Source organism: Candidatus Palauibacter scopulicola (genome assembly GCF_947581915.1).
Lineage (GTDB): Bacteria > Gemmatimonadota > Gemmatimonadetes > Palauibacterales > Palauibacteraceae > Palauibacter > Palauibacter scopulicola.
The window spans coordinates 15,235-30,064 of record NZ_CANPWG010000030.1; the positions used below are offsets into that span (position 1 = coordinate 15,235).

General features: G+C 69.6%; 14 protein-coding genes. All 14 read right to left on the bottom strand.

The window, feature by feature from the left end; all coding sequences use genetic code 11:
- Window positions 1-6 precede the first annotated feature (6 nt).
- Window positions 7-912: a polyprenyl synthetase family protein gene (locus RN743_RS05830; protein WP_310777447.1), complete on the bottom strand. Its 906-nt coding sequence runs from the start codon at window positions 910-912 to the stop codon at window positions 7-9.
- A complete protein-coding gene (xseB, locus tag RN743_RS05835) occupies window positions 909-1,190 on the bottom strand; it encodes an exodeoxyribonuclease VII small subunit (RefSeq protein ID WP_310777450.1) in 282 nt (93 codons plus the stop codon). Before xseB ends, RN743_RS05830 begins: the two co-directional genes overlap by 4 nt.
- Window positions 1,187-2,491: an exodeoxyribonuclease VII large subunit gene (gene xseA / locus RN743_RS05840; protein WP_310777593.1), complete on the bottom strand. Its 1,305-nt coding sequence runs from the start codon at window positions 2,489-2,491 to the stop codon at window positions 1,187-1,189. The genes xseB and xseA overlap by 4 nt, the downstream gene beginning before the upstream one ends.
- Window positions 2,492-2,493: 2 nt before the next feature.
- Window positions 2,494-3,411, bottom strand: a complete 918-nt coding sequence (locus tag RN743_RS05845; protein WP_310777453.1) for a tetrahydrofolate dehydrogenase/cyclohydrolase catalytic domain-containing protein — start codon at window positions 3,409-3,411, stop codon at window positions 2,494-2,496.
- Window positions 3,412-3,438: 27 nt separating this feature from the next.
- Window positions 3,439-5,010, bottom strand: a complete 1,572-nt coding sequence (gene rny, locus RN743_RS05850; RefSeq protein ID WP_310777456.1) for a ribonuclease Y — start codon at window positions 5,008-5,010, stop codon at window positions 3,439-3,441.
- A 274-nt stretch (window positions 5,011-5,284) separates the two neighbouring features.
- Window positions 5,285-5,590: a cell division protein ZapA gene (locus tag RN743_RS05855; protein WP_310777458.1), complete on the bottom strand. Its 306-nt coding sequence runs from the start codon at window positions 5,588-5,590 to the stop codon at window positions 5,285-5,287.
- A complete protein-coding gene (locus RN743_RS05860) occupies window positions 5,587-5,847 on the bottom strand; it encodes a hypothetical protein (RefSeq protein ID WP_310777461.1) in 261 nt (86 codons plus the stop codon). Before RN743_RS05860 ends, RN743_RS05855 begins: the two co-directional genes overlap by 4 nt.
- Complete coding sequence (pheT, locus tag RN743_RS05865) at window positions 5,825-8,302, bottom strand: phenylalanine--tRNA ligase subunit beta (RefSeq protein ID WP_310777463.1); 2,478 nt, start codon at window positions 8,300-8,302, stop codon at window positions 5,825-5,827. Before pheT ends, RN743_RS05860 begins: the two co-directional genes overlap by 23 nt.
- On the bottom strand, window positions 8,299-9,333 hold the full coding sequence (gene pheS, locus RN743_RS05870; RefSeq protein ID WP_310777466.1) for a phenylalanine--tRNA ligase subunit alpha: 1,035 nt from the start codon (window positions 9,331-9,333) through the stop codon (window positions 8,299-8,301). The genes pheT and pheS overlap by 4 nt, the downstream gene beginning before the upstream one ends.
- Window positions 9,330-9,686 (bottom strand): 50S ribosomal protein L20, encoded by a 357-nt coding sequence (gene rplT, locus RN743_RS05875; protein WP_310777469.1) that lies wholly within the window; start codon window positions 9,684-9,686, stop codon window positions 9,330-9,332. Before rplT ends, pheS begins: the two co-directional genes overlap by 4 nt.
- A gap of 72 nt (window positions 9,687-9,758) precedes the next feature.
- Window positions 9,759-9,953 carry a 50S ribosomal protein L35 gene (gene rpmI / locus RN743_RS05880; protein ID WP_310777472.1) on the bottom strand — a complete coding sequence of 65 codons (195 nt, stop codon included), beginning with the start codon at window positions 9,951-9,953 and terminating at the stop codon, window positions 9,759-9,761.
- A gap of 81 nt (window positions 9,954-10,034) precedes the next feature.
- Window positions 10,035-10,547 carry a translation initiation factor IF-3 gene (gene infC, locus RN743_RS05885; protein ID WP_310777473.1) on the bottom strand — a complete coding sequence of 171 codons (513 nt, stop codon included), beginning with the start codon at window positions 10,545-10,547 and terminating at the stop codon, window positions 10,035-10,037.
- A gap of 213 nt (window positions 10,548-10,760) precedes the next feature.
- Window positions 10,761-12,704, bottom strand: a complete 1,944-nt coding sequence (gene thrS, locus RN743_RS05890; RefSeq protein WP_310777476.1) for a threonine--tRNA ligase — start codon at window positions 12,702-12,704, stop codon at window positions 10,761-10,763.
- Between the two features lie 105 nt (window positions 12,705-12,809).
- Entirely contained in the window at window positions 12,810-14,780 is a 1,971-nt protein-coding gene (locus RN743_RS05895; protein WP_310777479.1) for a hypothetical protein, read from the bottom strand.
- Between the last annotated feature and the right edge of the window lie 50 nt (window positions 14,781-14,830).

The window sequence follows — 14,830 nt, forward strand, 5'->3', positions numbered from 1 at the left end:
GGCGGCTCAACGGTCGCGGTCGAGGACGAGGCGTCCGATTTCGCGCAGCCGGTTCGCGGCCGCGAGCGGCGAAATCTCGCCCAGCGCCTCGCGGCCGAACTCTTCCGCGCGCGCTCTCGCTCCCTCCAGACCGAGGACCGATGGTGTCGTCGCCTTTCCCAGAGCTTCGTCCCGTCCGCCGACCTTCCCCATGCGGGCCGAGGATCCTGTCACGTCGAGGATATCGTCGACCGTCTGGAATGCGAGTCCGATCGCGGTCCCGAAGCGGGTCAAGCGATTGACCGTCTCCTCGGACGCGCGCGCCGCGACGCCGCCCATGGTGCAGCAGGCCGCGATGAGGCGCGCGGTCTTGCCGAGGTGGATGCGCTCGAGCGTCTCGAAGCTGACGCGCCTCTTCTCGGCGAGGAGGTCGAGGAGCTGTCCTCCGACCATGCCATCGCTGCCGGCCGCCGCGGTGAGGACTCCGATGAGGCGGCCCGCGACGGGATCCGGCAGCTTCAGGCCCGCCGCTCCCTCGGCCACGGCGCGCATCGCGAGCGGAAGCAGCGCCGCGCCCGTCATGACCGCGGCGCGCTCCCCGTACCTGACATGCACCGTCGGCCGCCCTCGGCGAAGGTCATCGTCGTCCATGCACGGGAGATCATCGTGGATCAGGGAGTACGTGTGGACGAGTTCGGGCCCCAGCGCCACGCGATGGAGCGCGCGCGCGCCGTTTCCGGCGCCCGGCCCGGTGGCGCCGCCCGCGGCTTCCCAGGCCCCCACGAAGAGAAGAGGCCGGATCCTCTTCCCCTTCGCGAGCACGGCGTACCGGATGGGGTCCGCGATCGGGCCCGTTCCCCGCAGCGTCTCGGACAGCCAGCCCTCAAGTTCGTCATCGATGGCGGCACGCAGTTCGTGGAGCGCGAGGATCACGGTTCGCCGTCCGGCCGGTCGTCCGGCGTCCCGTCCGGCGCTTCCGCGCCTTCCAGCGGCTTCGCCTCCAGTCTCCCCGTAGACGAAGCGATGAGTTCCTCGACCCGGCCGCTCGCCGTCTCAAGCCAGCGCCGCGCTTCGCCGAGACGCTCGATCCCCTGCTCGAAGAGGGCGATCGCCTCGTCCAGGCCGATGCCCTCGCGGTCGAGGCGGGCGACGATCCCTTCCAGTTCCCGGATCGCCGTCTCGAATTCGAACTCCTTCAACGGCTCGCTCATGCGTCAGGCTCCCCGGCGGCCGGGTCCGCCGCGTCGCGTTCCACGGCATCCGTCGTCGCCGCGACCTGTCCCCCGGCGACCCGCAGGCGGAAGCGCTGGCTCGGCGTGAAGTCGTCGATCCGCGTGAGGCGGCGTCCATCGAGGTCCGTGGCGACGGCGTAGCCGCGGGCCACGGTCTTGAGCGGGCTCCGCGCGTCGATCGATGCGGCCAGTCCGGCGAGCCGTGTACGCGAGCGGGCGAGCACGCGCTCCATCCCTGCCGGGAGACGGGCCGCCATCGTGTCCAGGCGCAGCTTCGCAACGTCGCGCGCGTGTCCCGCGGAGGCCGGCAGGCGCTGCGCGAGCGCCTCCACGCGGTCGCTCCCGCGCACGATGAGCCGGCGCAGCCCGCGGGCCAGACCTCTTCCCGCCACATCGAGCGTGGCGCGGACGCTCCCGATGTCGGGCGCCGTGAGTTCCGCGGCCGCGGACGGCGTCGGCGCCCTGAGGTCCGCCACCAACTCGCACAGAGTCACGTCGACCTCGTGCCCGATCGCGCAGATCACCGGCACCGGACTCGCCGCGACGGCTCGAACCGCCGCCTCCTCGTTGAAGCACCACAGATCCTCCACAGACCCGCCGCCCCGGCTCAGGATGATCGCGTCGAGCGTCCGGTCCGGATCGCTCGCATCCCAGTCCGCGAGACGCCCAAGGGCGGCCCGCACCTCGGCGGCGGCGCCCTCGCCCTGCACGCGGCAGTGGCGCACGACGATGTCGACCCAGGGGGCCCGCCGTCGAAGCACCGTGATGATGTCGTGAAGCGCCGCGCCCCCGCGCGACGTGACGACGCCCACGCGGCGAGGGAATGCGGGCAATGCACGCTTCCGCTCCGGATCGAGCAGGCCCTCCGCCGCCAGCTGCCGGCGGAGCCGCTCGAAGGCGATCCGCCACAACCCCTCGCCCGCCGCCTCGAGGGCGCGCACGCGCAACTGGAACCGGCCCTGCCGAGCGTAGAGGGTCGGACGGCCGTGGACGAACACCTCCATGCCGTCCTCCGGGTCCGCCGGCAGGCGCCAGGCATCCCCCCGGAAGAAGACGCAGGCGACGCTGGCGTCCCGCTCCTGGTCCCGGAGGGAGAAGTAGCGGTGCCCGGCGGGGGAGCGGTTCCAGTTCGTCACTTCGCCGCGCACCCAGAGGTCGCCGAACCGCTTCTCCAGCGCGCCGCGCGCCGCCTCGTTCAGGTCGGACACGGTGATCGCGCCCTCCGGCGAGCGGCCGTCGCGGACTTCCGCCGCGCCGAACAGCGAGGCCTGACGCGTCACGTTCAACCTGACGCGGCCACCGTGCCCGCCGCGGCGAGGCTCGCCGTCCGCTCCGCCGACCTCACGGTGTTCCGGAGGAGCATGGCGATCGTCATCGGCCCCACACCGCCGGGGACCGGAGTGATCCAGCTCGCGCGCTCCGCCGCCTCGTCGAACGCCACGTCGCCGACGAGCCGATAGCCTCGTTCCGTCGTCGGATCCTCCACCCGGTTCACGCCCACATCGATCACGACGGCGCCCTCCCGCACCATGTCGCCGCGGACGATGCCGGGGACGCCGACGGCGACGATGAGGATCTCCCCCTGACGCGTCACGGCGCCGAGGTCGGCGGTCCGGCTGTGGGCCACGGTCACCGTGGCGTTCGCCCCGGGTTCCTTCTGCAGCATGATCTGGGACATCGGCATGCCGACGATGTTCGAGCGACCGACGATGACGACGTGGGCGCCGGACGTCTCCACGCCCGTTCTCCGGATGAGTTCCTGCACGCCGGCGGGGGTGGCGGGTCGGAAGGCGCTCGCGTCCCCCTGGGACATTCGCCCCTGGTTCACGGGATGGAACCCGTCGACATCCTTGCCGGGGTCGATCCTCTCCGTCACCTCGCGTTCATCGAGGTGTCGAGGCAGGGGGAGCTGCACGAGAATCCCGTGGATCGCCGGATCGGCGTTCAGGTCGTCTACGATGCCGAGGAGTTCCGAGCGGCCGATGTCGGCGGGCGGCTTGATGTCGCGGGCGTGGATTCCGGCCTCTTCGCAGGCCCGCGTCTTCATCCGCACGTAGACCTGCGAGGCGGGATCCTCGCCGACGAGGACGACACCGAGGCCGGGCCGGATCCCCCGCTCCGCAAGGGCCCGCGTGCGTTCCGCCACTTCCGCCCGGATCTCGGCCGCGATCCGCTTCCCGTCGATGAGCTGCGCCGTCATCCATTCTCTCCGCTGTTCGCGTGGTTGTTAGCGTGCGAAGTCCACGGTTCGCGACTCTCGCACGACGACGACCTTGATCTGCCCCGGATATTGCAACTCGTTCTCGATGCGGCGGGCCGTCCGCTCCGACAGCCTCGCCATCTCCTCGTCGGAGACCCTGTCCGGAGTCACCATGATCCGGATCTCCCGCCCCGCCTGGATCGCGTAGACCTTCTCGACCCCGTCCCAGGAACTCGCGATCTCCTCCAATTTCTCCAATCGCTTCACGTAGTGCTCAAACGACTCCCGCCGGGCGCCGGGGCGGGCGCCCGAGATCGCGTCCGCCGCCGTGACGAGGAAGGTCTCCGGATAGCGGGCGGGCTCCTCGCCGTGGTGCGCGCGGATCGCGTTCAGCACCCCGTCCTTCTCGCCGCACTGCTTGCACAGATCGTAGCCGATCTCGACGTGGCTCCCCTCCTTCTCGTGCGTGAGCCCCTTGCCGATGTCGTGCAGCAGGCCCATTCGCTTCACCAGTTGCGCATCGAGCGACAGCTCCGCCGCCATCGTCGCGCCGATGAGCGCGACCTCGTGCGCGTGCTGCAACTGGTTCTGGCCGTAGCTGGTCCGGAAGCGGAGGACGCCGAGGACTTCGCGGAGCTTCGGATGCAGGTCGTGGATGCCGAGTTCGTACAGGACCTCGTCGGCCGCCTGCCGCATCGTCGTCTGGACATCTTCCCGCGCCTTCTCCACGACCTCCTCGATGCGGCCGGGGTGGATCCGGCCGTCGCCGACGAGGCGGTCCATCGCCAGCCGCGCGACCTCGCGGCGGACGGGATCGAAGCAGGAGAGGATGACGGCCTCGGGCGTATCGTCCACCACGACGTCGACGCCGGTGGCCGCCTCGAAGGAGCGGATGTTCCGGCCCTCGCGCCCGATGATCCGGCCCTTCATGTCGTCGCTGGGGAGCGTAACGACCGAGACGGCCGCTTCGGAGGAGTGATCGACGGAGAGCTTTTCGATCGCCTGGGAGATGATCTTGCGGGCTTCCCGTTCGGCCTCGGTCCGGGCCCGCTCGGTGACCTCCCGCACGTGTTGCGCGGCGTCCGCGCGCGCCTGGTCGCGAATCTGGCCCACCAGCTCGCGGCGCGCGGCTTCCCGGCTGATGCCCGCGATCTCCTCGATGCGCCTTCCGAGTTCCCGTTCGCGGTCGACGAGTTCCTTCGCCCGCGTGTCGAGCTCGCCGCGCTCCGCCTCGATCTGCTCGCGGCGGCGATCCACCCGCTCCTGCCGCTGGTCGATCTTCTCGAGCTTCCGCTCGAGCGTCTCGCTCCGCTCCAGCGTCCGCTGCTCCAGCCGCTCCAACTCGGCGCGCCGGCGCTCCGCTTCCCGGGCCGATTCCTCCCGGAGCCGCTGCGCCTCCTCGCGCCCCGCCAGTTCCGCCGCCTTGCGGAGACTGCCCGCCTCCAGCTTCGCGGACTCGATGATGTTCCGGCCGTCGCTCTCGAGGCGGCCGCGCGCCCGGCGCAGTCCCCGCCGCTCGATCAGGATCCCCGCGACGCCCCCCGCCACGAGACCCGCGATGGCCAGCAGCATCATCGGCACGGTGATGGATTCCAGCATCGCCAGACTCCACTCCTCGAACCATCTATGAACAAAAAAACCGGCGGACTCATCCACCGGTGCATGCCGCTCAGATCGGACGGAACGATGCGCTCCGGCCGATCATCTATCTGAAGCTGGGGCCACGCTCTTGCGAAGCCGCCTTACGGACAGCACAACACCGATTCCCGCTAACTCAGGTCAGGAAACGTTGCTCCGGAATCTGCACGCCGCAAGCGGAGGGTCGTCACCCATCGAACGGCCGGACTCCGGTTCGGCCGAAGCGACGAAGGACCTACGGCGCGGTATTGCCTGCGATGGATTCAAGCCGGTCGGTCACCTCCGTGACTCGCGCCGCGACGGCGGCCGTGAGCTGCTCGACCTCGCTGCGGGCCTGGAGGAGTTCATCGGTAATCTCGAGGGCGGCAAGGATCGCGGCGCGGTGGGGTTCGGCCACACCCGTCATGTGCGCGCGTTGAATCGCGTCATCCACGTACTTCGCGCACGCCCGTGTGTGCGCCTCGCCCCGGTCCGTCCGAATCCGGTATCGACCGCCGAAGATCGTCACGCCGATCGGGGGTGAATCATCCGCTGAAGTCATACTTCATCCTCCACATGAGCGAGGCGATTGCGCAGTCGCACGGCCTTTTCCCTGGCCTTGGCCAGCAACTCGCGCAGGCGGCGGTTCTCCGCCGTCACCGCCTTGAATCGCTCTTCGATGTCGGGGGTCGCCGGTCCACTCGTGCGGACGACCCGGGCTTCCTCCCAATGGGTCTCGACCCTGCCCGCCGCCCGAGAGAGGCGGTCGAGCAGACGTTCGACTTCCCGTTGCCGGTCAGGACCTCCGGATTCTGGCACCGAACCGTTTCTCCAGGGCTTTGGAAAGGGCGGACATCTCCGATTCGACGTCCCGATCCGTGAGCGTACGGTCGGGAGCCCGGAAGCGAAACGTCCATGCCAGACCGAGGCGGCCACCCTCGATCTCTTCGCCCGAGTAGACGTCGAAGAGGCGGACGTCACGCAGGAGATGGGACGTCGCTTCTCTCGCCGCGCGCTCGATGTCCGCGGCGGGCACGCCGCGCGGCACCGTCATCGAGAGGTCCCGGCGCACGGCCGGAAACGGCGACGTTTTCCGATAGGCGGGCACCGTCCGACCCTCGACGGCGGCGAGATCGAACTCGAGGGCGAAGGCGGGTGCGGCCCACGGAGGCGCGTCGAGGGACGCGCCTTCCACGGCCCCCGCGACGCCGATCACGCGGCCGTCCTTCACTGCGCGGAACCCTCCGGGGGAAAGCCACGGCCCCATGAGAGACGTCCCGTCTTCCGGCGCGTCCGCGACACCCTCGAGCGGCTCCAGCGTCGCCCCGCACAGACGATCCGCGAACGACCCGGCGATCTCCTTGAGATCCCACAGGTCGAAGTCGAGCCCCGGCCCCGACCAGTGATCGGGACGCCGGGCTCCGGCGACGACGGCCCCCACTCGGCCGGACTCCTCGAAACGGCCGGTCCCGGCCTCCTCCTCTTCCGGTCCGGCCCCGTATCCGAAAACGGTGCCGAGTTCGAACAGGCGCACGTTGCGGTTGCCGCGCGCATAGTTGTGTTCCAGCCGCCGCAGCAGCACGGGGACCATGGCCGAGCGAAGGCAACTCTCCTCGGCCGAGAGCGGGTTCGGCACCGAGACGACGGCGCGATTCCCCCGGAAATCCTCCGGCATGAAGCTCAGGCTGCGCGCTTCGAGGAGTCCGCGTCCGGTGAGTGACTCCCGCACTCGGGCCGCTTTTTCGACCCGTGGATCCGCCGGTACCGCGCTGGGCCGGAACCTGCGGTCCTGGCCCGGCGCGGCGTCATAGCCGACGCGGCGGGCGACTTCCTCCACGAGATCGATCTCCCGGGCGACGTCGGTGCGCCACCCGGGCACGGCGACGCGCAGCAGGTCGGCGGGGCCGTTCGCGCCATCGCCGCCGTCCGCGCCGGGGAGGGCCTCGAAGCCGATCGGCGCGAGCGCCGCGCGGACCGCCGCCCCGTCGAGGCCGAAGCCGAGGACCTGGTTCACGCGGCTCACGCGAACGTCGATCGGCGGGGCCGGCGCCGGGGCCGGGCCCGCACGGATGCCGATGACGTCCGCCTCGCCGCCAGCCGTCGCGAGAATGAGTTCCACGCAGCGCGCGAGCGCCCGCTCCTGGGCGTGGACATCGATCCCCCGCTCGAAGCGGTAGGACGCGTCGGTGGAGAGCCCGGCACCGGTGCGGGTCCGCCGCACGCCGGCCGGATCGAATGACGCGCACTCGATGAGCAAGTCGACCGTGTCCCCCGTCACCTCCGTGTCGAGTCCGCCCATCACACCCGCGAAGGCGATGGCGCGATCGCGATCCGCGATCACGGTCTGGCCGGGCGTCAGCTTGTGCTCCTGGCCATCGAGCGTCGTCAGCGGCTCTCCCGCCACGGCCGCACGCACGCGGATCTCCGATCCGCCCAGCCGCGCGAGATCGAAGGCGTGCAGAGGCTGGTTCAGTTCGTGGAGGACGTAGTTCGTCGCGTCGACCACGTTGCTGATCGGACGCGCTCCCACCGCGAGGAGCCGGCCCGCTAGCCACGGCGGCGACGGCCCGACCCGGACCCCCCGGATAACGGCGGCCATGTAGCGGGGACACCGGTCGAGATCCTCGATGCGGACCGTGACGCCGGCGCCGCTCGCCTCGGACTCGCCGTCCCGCCACTCGGGCGACCACACCGGTCCCCCGAAGTCGCGCGGCGCCGGAGGCCCTCCCACCTCCCGCGCGACACCCATGTGGCAAGCGAGGTCGACCCGGTTCGGATTGAGGTCCAGCGTGAGACGCGTGTCGGGCAGGCCCAGCGCCGCCGCGAGCGGCGTTCCCGGCTCGAGCCCGTCCGCGAGACGCATGATGCCCCCCTTGTCGCGGCCCAGCTCGAGTTCGGCCTCCGAGCACAGCATGCCGTGACTCAACTCGCCGCGAATCGTCCGGCTCTCGATGCGGAAGCCGGCGGGGAGTTCGCCGCCGGGCGCCACATGCGGATAGAAGCCTCCGGTGGCGATGACGGGTGCCCCGCACACCACGTCGAGCACCTCGCCGGCGCCCCGGTCCACCCTGCACAGCGTGAGGCGGTCCGCGTTCGGGTGCGGACGGGTCTCGAGGACGCGGGACACGACGATCCCGTCCAACCCCCCGCCCACGGTTTCGATCTTCTCCACCGCGGCGGCGGTCATCGTCAGGCGCTCGGCCAGGACCCGCGGGTCGCGCAACTCCCCGCGCAGTCCGGCCAGTTCGTCGATCCAGTTGAACGAGATGTTCATGCGAACTGCTGTAAGAAGCTCATCTCCCCCTCATAGAGGAGCCGCATGTCGGGGATCCCGTGCCGCACCATCGCGATGCGGGCCGGTCCCATCCCGAATGCATAGCCCGTGTAGCGCTCCGGGTCGTAGCCCACGGCCTCGAACACCGAGGGATCCACCATCCCACTTCCCATGATCGTGATCCAGCCCGTGCGCTTGCAGGTCGAGCAGCTGCTGCCGGCGCACACCGTGCACGACACGTCCACCTCCGCCGAAGGCTCGGTGAAGGGATAGAAGGACGGCCGAAACCGGCTCTTCGTTCCCGGGCCGAAGAAGTGGTGCACGAAGTGCTCGATCGCGGCGCGGAACTCCACGAAATCCACGCCTTCGTCGACCGCGAGTCCCTCGATCTGCTCGAAGGCGGGAGCGTGCGAGGGGTCGAAGGAGTCGCGCCGGTACGCGAGCCCCGGCACGACGACGCGGACGGGCGGCCGGAAGGCCTCCATCACGCGCGCCTGGACGGGCGAAGTGTGCGTCCGCAGCACGACATCCCTGTCCAGGTAGAAGGTGTCCATCATGTCCGCGGCAGGGTGATCGAGCGGGATGTTGAGCGCGGTGAAGTTGTACCACGTGGACTCGATCTCGGGGCCGAGCACGCTCGTGAAGCCGAGTTCGGCGAAGATCTCGCAGATCTCGTCGATGACCCGGGTCACCGGGTGCAGGCCGCCAACCCAGCGCCCGCGGGCGGGAAGGGTCAGGTCGATGCGGGCGCTCGGCCCGGCGGTGGCGCTCTCCAGCGCCTTCGCCCGCTCCTCGAGGGCGCCGCGCAGCACCGTCTTCACGGCGTTCGCGCGCTGACCGACGTCACGGCGGGCCGGGGGTTCGACGGTGCCGATGAGGGACATGACGTCAGCCAGCTGACCGTTACGGCCCAGGTATTCGACGCGGGCGGACTCGAGCGCGGCGGAGTCCGCGGCCTCCCCGATCGCGGTGAGCCCCTTCCCCTCGATAGCCGCGAGCCGATCGAGGAGAGACGCTCCGCCCGCGGTCATGGGCCGTGCGCTTTGGCCACCTCGACGAGCTTTGTAAAGGCGGCCGGATCCCGGATGGCGAGGTCCGCGAGCACCTTGCGGTTGAGGTCGACGCCGGCGCTCTTCAGCCCGCTGACGAACCGGGAATACGAGATACCGTTCTGCCGGGCCGCGGCGTTGATGCGGGCGATCCACAGGCGGCGAAAGTCGCGCTTCTTCCTGCGCCGGTCGACGTAGGCATAGGCCCAGCCGCGCTCGACGGAGTTCTTCGCCGTGCGATAGAGCTTGGACCGCGCCCCGAACTGGCCGCGGGCTTCCTTGAGGATCTTCTTCTTTCGACGGTTGCGTGCAACGCTGCTCGTCGCGCGTGGCATGACCGCACCTCCTGATTCCTGATGCTGAGACTGTCGGGTACTGTCCCGGGAATGGGCGAACGGGCGCCCGAATCAGGTTCCCAGGAGCCGTTTCACCCGCTTCTCGTCCGCTTTCGCCACAAGGGTCCCCTGCCGGAGCCGACGCTTACGCTTGGGGCTCTTCTTCGTCAGGATGTGGCTGTGGTAGGCACGCCGGCGCCGGAACTTCCCGCTGCCGGTCTTTCGAAACCGCTTCGCGGCCGACCGGTTCGTTTTCATTTTCGGCATCTTGCGTATGCTCCGGTTCAGCTCCGTCTCTTGCCGTCCGTGACGGAGTCGTCGTCTTGGAGTGTCAGCAGCCCGTGGCTGCTACGTGCGGTGCGGTCCCATCAGCATGGTCATCGTGCGACCTTCGTGGGAGATGTCCGACTCCACCACCGCGATGTCCTCCAACTCGTCCTTCACCATCTCGAGGATCCGCCGCCCGCGTTCCGGGTGCGTGACCTCGCGGCCCCGGAACATGAGCGTGAATTTCACCTTGTCGCCATCGCCGAGGAACCTGCGCGCGTGCCGCATCTTGAAGTCGATGTCGTGCGCCTCGATCTTCGGCCGCAGCTTCACTTCCTTGACGTGGATGATGTGCTGTTTCTTCTTCGCTTCCCGCGCCTTCCTCGCCTGCGCGTACTTGTACTTTCCGAAGTCCATGAGCCGGCAGACGGGCGGTCGCGCGGCAGGCGCAACCTCCACGAGGTCGAGCCCGCGTTCGGCCGCGAGGGCGCGAGCTTCGTCCGTCGCGACGATGCCGAGCTGATTGCCCTCTTCGTCGATGAGCCGGATCGGGCTGATCCGGATCTTGTCGTTGACTCTGGGATCTCCGTTCACTGCACCTCATAAGAAAAGCCCGGTTCGGCGACGGCCGACCGGGCACGAAGGCACGCCCCTCGGGAGGAGTGCACCATCGACCCGGCAGCAGCACGATTCCGTGCGCCGATAGGGTGGGGGCATCGCGGCCCCGCTTGTCAGTTTTTCAACGCCCGGAAAGTGCCCCCGAGCGCCCTCCCTGTCAACGACCGCCCGCGGGAGCACTGGTAGACGTCACGCCTTGAGCGACCGGGTCTCCACGCGCTGACGGATACGCGATACGAAGTCGGCCAGGGGGACGACTTCCTGTTTGCGGTCGGCGCCGCGGGCGCGGACGGCGACGGTGCCGGCCTCGATTTCGCGGTCGCCGACGACGAGGAGGTAGGGGACCTTCTGCAGTTCGCCGTCGCGGATGCGGTAGCCGAGCGTGTCGGAGCGGGCGTCGAGTTCGACCCGCAGGCCCTCCGCGGCGAGCCGGTCCCGGATGTCCCCGGCGGCCGCCGCGTGTGCGTCGGTGATCGGGAGCACGCGGACCTGGACGGGCGCGAGCCACGGGGGAAACGCCCCGGCGAAGTGCTCGATGAGCACGCCCGTGAAGCGCTCGAGGGTGCCGAAGATGGCGCGGTGGATCATCACGGGGCGGTGCGGCTTGTTGTCCGTCCCCATGTATTCGAGTTCGAACCGCTCCGGCAGGTTGAAGTCGAGCTGGATCGTGGCGCCCTGCCACTCGCGCCCGATCGCGTCCTTGTACTTGATGTCGATCTTGGGGCCGTAGAACGCGCCGCCGCCCTCGTCGAGCTTGTATTCGAGCCCGCCGCGCTCCAGCGCATCGCGCAGGGCGCCCTCGGCCACGTCCCACACCTCGTCGCCCCCGATCCGCTTGTCCCCGTCCGGGCGCGTGGAGAGATCGAACCGGTAGTCGAGGCCCAGCGTCGTCATCACGGTGTCCACGAGTTCGAGACAGATGAAGATCTCGTCCTCGATCTGCTCCGGAGTGCAGAAGACGTGTCCGTCGTCCATGGTGAGCATGCGCACGCGCAGCAGCCCGTGCAGCGTCCCCGACCGCTCGTTACGGTACACGTTCGCGACCTCGGCCAGGCGCACCGGCAGATCGCGGTAGCTGCGGGGGTTCGCCGCGTAGATCGTGATGTGGCCGGGACAGTTCATCGGCTTCACGCGGAACGCTTCGCCGTCCTCATCCTCCATGCGGGGGTACATGTTCTCCGCGTAGTTCGGGAGGTGCCCGGAGCGCCGGAAGAGCGCCTCGCTGGAGATATGCGGCGTGTAGACGAACTGGTAGCCGTGCGCCTCCTGCAGGTCTTCGATCCAGCGCCTCAGTTCGAGCTGCACGCGCGCGCCCCTGGGGTGCCAGCACACCAGCCCGGGCCCGATCTCGTCCTGGATCGAGAACAGGTCGAGTTCCCTGCCCAGCTTCCGGTGATCGCGCTTGCGGGCCTCCTCGACGCGCGCGATGTACGCCTCGAGCGCCTCCCGCGAGTAGAAGGCCGTGCCATAGATGCGCTGGAGCATCTGCCGGCGCTCGTCGCCCCGCCAGTAGGCCCCCGCGGCGCTGAGAAGGCGGAAATGGCGGATCTCGCCCGTGCGGGGGGCGTGCGGTCCCCGGCACAGGTCGAGGAACGGGCCGTTCCGATAGACGGAAATCGCCTCGTCCTCGGGGATCTCGTCCAGCCGCTCGAGCTTCAGCGGGTCGTCCGCGAACAGTGCGCGGGCTTCGTCGCGCGTCACCTCGCGGCGTTCGAACGGGTCGTCCGCCCCCGCGACCTCGGCCATCGTGCGCTCGATCTCTTCCAGGTCCTCCGGCGTGAAGGGGGCCGGGACCTCGAAGTCGTAGTAGAAGCCGTCGTCGATCGGAGGGCCGAAGCCGATCCCCGCCCCCGGATATCGCTCGCGCACGGCGGTGGCGAGCGCGTGCGCCGCGGAGTGGCGAAGGACGTAGAGGGCGTCGGGGTCCTCGTCGCTGCGCGTCACGATCGCGACTTGCGCCCCGTCGGGAAGGGCGGCCGACAGATCCGTGAGCACGCCGTCAACGCGCGCGGCCACGGCGGCCCGGGCCAGTCCGGGACCGATCGCCGCAGCGAGGTCTGCGGCGCTCGAGCCGCGCGGCAGCCGCTTCGGAGAACCGTCGGGGAGCGTGATGGCAATCGGGGATTCGTTCATCGGCCTACCCGTCGATGTACGATGTTGGGTTCGACTCTCGGTGGCAGCGGAAGCTAGGGTCGGGTGCGCGGATCGCCAAGCACCGGTTTGTCCGGGGCGGAGCGCTCAGCGCGTCCTCAGGACGGTGACCTGCGCCTGCGTCCGTCCGGGCAGGTTCGCCCCGGCGGGGTCCATGACTTCCACCACCAGGTCGGGCGTCGCGCCGGAGGTCACGAGCGAAAGGTAGCGCCCCGTGGAGGAGTTCACGGTGAACTCGGTCGAGCTGTTCGTCGATACGTGCACGTTTACCCGCGATGGCGTGAGCGGGAAGTCGCGGGTGAACGGACACCGGTTGCCGAGATTGGATTCGCTGAGTTGTCGGTACAGCGCCGCGAGATTCCAGGTCGTCCACTGCGTCCGGGGATCCGCGTCGGCCGGCGCGCGGTCATCCGCGATGAGAGAGGTGAGGTACAGCGAGAGGAGTTCCTCCCATTCGATGTTCACTCCGGCGACCGCCTGGAGCGTGCGCTCCACGTTGGTGACGCCCTTGAAATGCGCGGGCCCGCCCGAAGTCAGATACCGGAACAGCTCCTCCTCCCGACTCCCGGGCAGCGCTCCCCCGCTCCCGGACGCCCCGAACTGGTCGCCGAGCCAGCGTACGAACCCGTACGCGAAACCACGGAACGAGAGGGATTCCACTCCGCCGGGATCTTCGCCGGACGCGTCGCCGAGTGCCGGGGCCGCCGCCGGACCGTTGGGATCCGGTGGACATCCGCCCCGCAGGAAACGCCCCAGGCGAATCTGGTTCACGACGTGGAAGTGGTTGTAGGCGGTGAGCTGTTCCTCGCTCGTCGTGATCATGTCCAGATCGAGGTTGGATCGTGTCCCGAGCCCCGCGGCCCGCAGGCCGGCGATCTCCTCCGCAAGGTGGGCCATGCCCTCATCGAGCCATGCGACCTCTCGATCGCCGAAGATGTTCCCGCTCCCGAGCGTGACGCGCTGCTGGGTGTTGAGCAGGTGGGCGAACTCGTGCGCGACCGTCGACCGCGCAAGCGCGTTCGCGAAGCTGATGCTGATGTCCGAGCCGTAGTCCTCGTCCGGATCCGGGCCCACGAGATAGAAGATCTCCCCTTCGTTCGAGGCTTCGCAGCTGGATCTGGTCGTGAGATCGCGCGCCAGGAAGAAGCCGGCGACGACGCTCTCCTCTCCCGCGGGCGTGAGCTTGTTCACCTCGGCCGTGATGAGGGCGAACACGGTCCCGTTGTTGTCGATGTCCGCCGGTTCGCCGAAGTAGGCCACATCCACCGGATACACGACTTCGTCAAGTTGTCGGCCGATCGCCTCGAACTCGGCCTCCGAGAACCGGTCGCTGTCCGGCTGACTGTGGAACTGGAGATCCTCCACGATGGTGAAGTGCTCTCCCGCGTACCTGACTTCGCCCGTGACCATCGTCGGGTTCCGGCAGTTCACGACGAGATTCGCGCCCACGCCGACCCTGAAGGAGAGGGTGTCCCCGAGGTCCGGCGGCCGCAGGGCATCGGTCAGGCTCAGGGGATCGAGCCCCGGCGTTCGGGAGCGTATGGGCTGTGCGCCGACCGCGGCGAGTTCCCGCAGCTCCCGCTCCCGAAGCACGCGTTCGCGGGCGAACCAGGACTCCCGGCGGCGAAGGTCGCGGCTCAACTCTCCCCCTCCGCCGGAGAGACGCGGAGGTTGGGACGGGGTCACGTTTCCGGAGGCCCGCTCGGCCCGCACCCGTATACAGCCGCTAACGCTCTGGCCGGGCGCCTGGGAGGCGCTCTGTACGATGACCTCGTAGTCGCGGGATACGTCCGAGCCCGCCAGCCTGAAGGCGCGCACATCCGCCGAGTTGTCGAGCGTGACGTGCTGGCCGGGGGCCAGGTCGAGCGTGACGGATACGGACGCTGTGGCATCTCCGCCGCACCCGGTGGCGAGTGGAGGCGGAGGAGGAGGCGGTGGCGGGTCCGTCGTACCGCCGCCGCAGGCCGCGAGCGCGAGACCGGAGAGCACGGCTGCCAGCGGACGCGGGAGGCCGTCAGGGCCCGACGAGCGTGGCCTTCCGCCGCACAGTCTCAGCATGCTCGGCCTGCGTGTCTCACCGTTCGATCTCTCTGGCACGGTCCGTGACG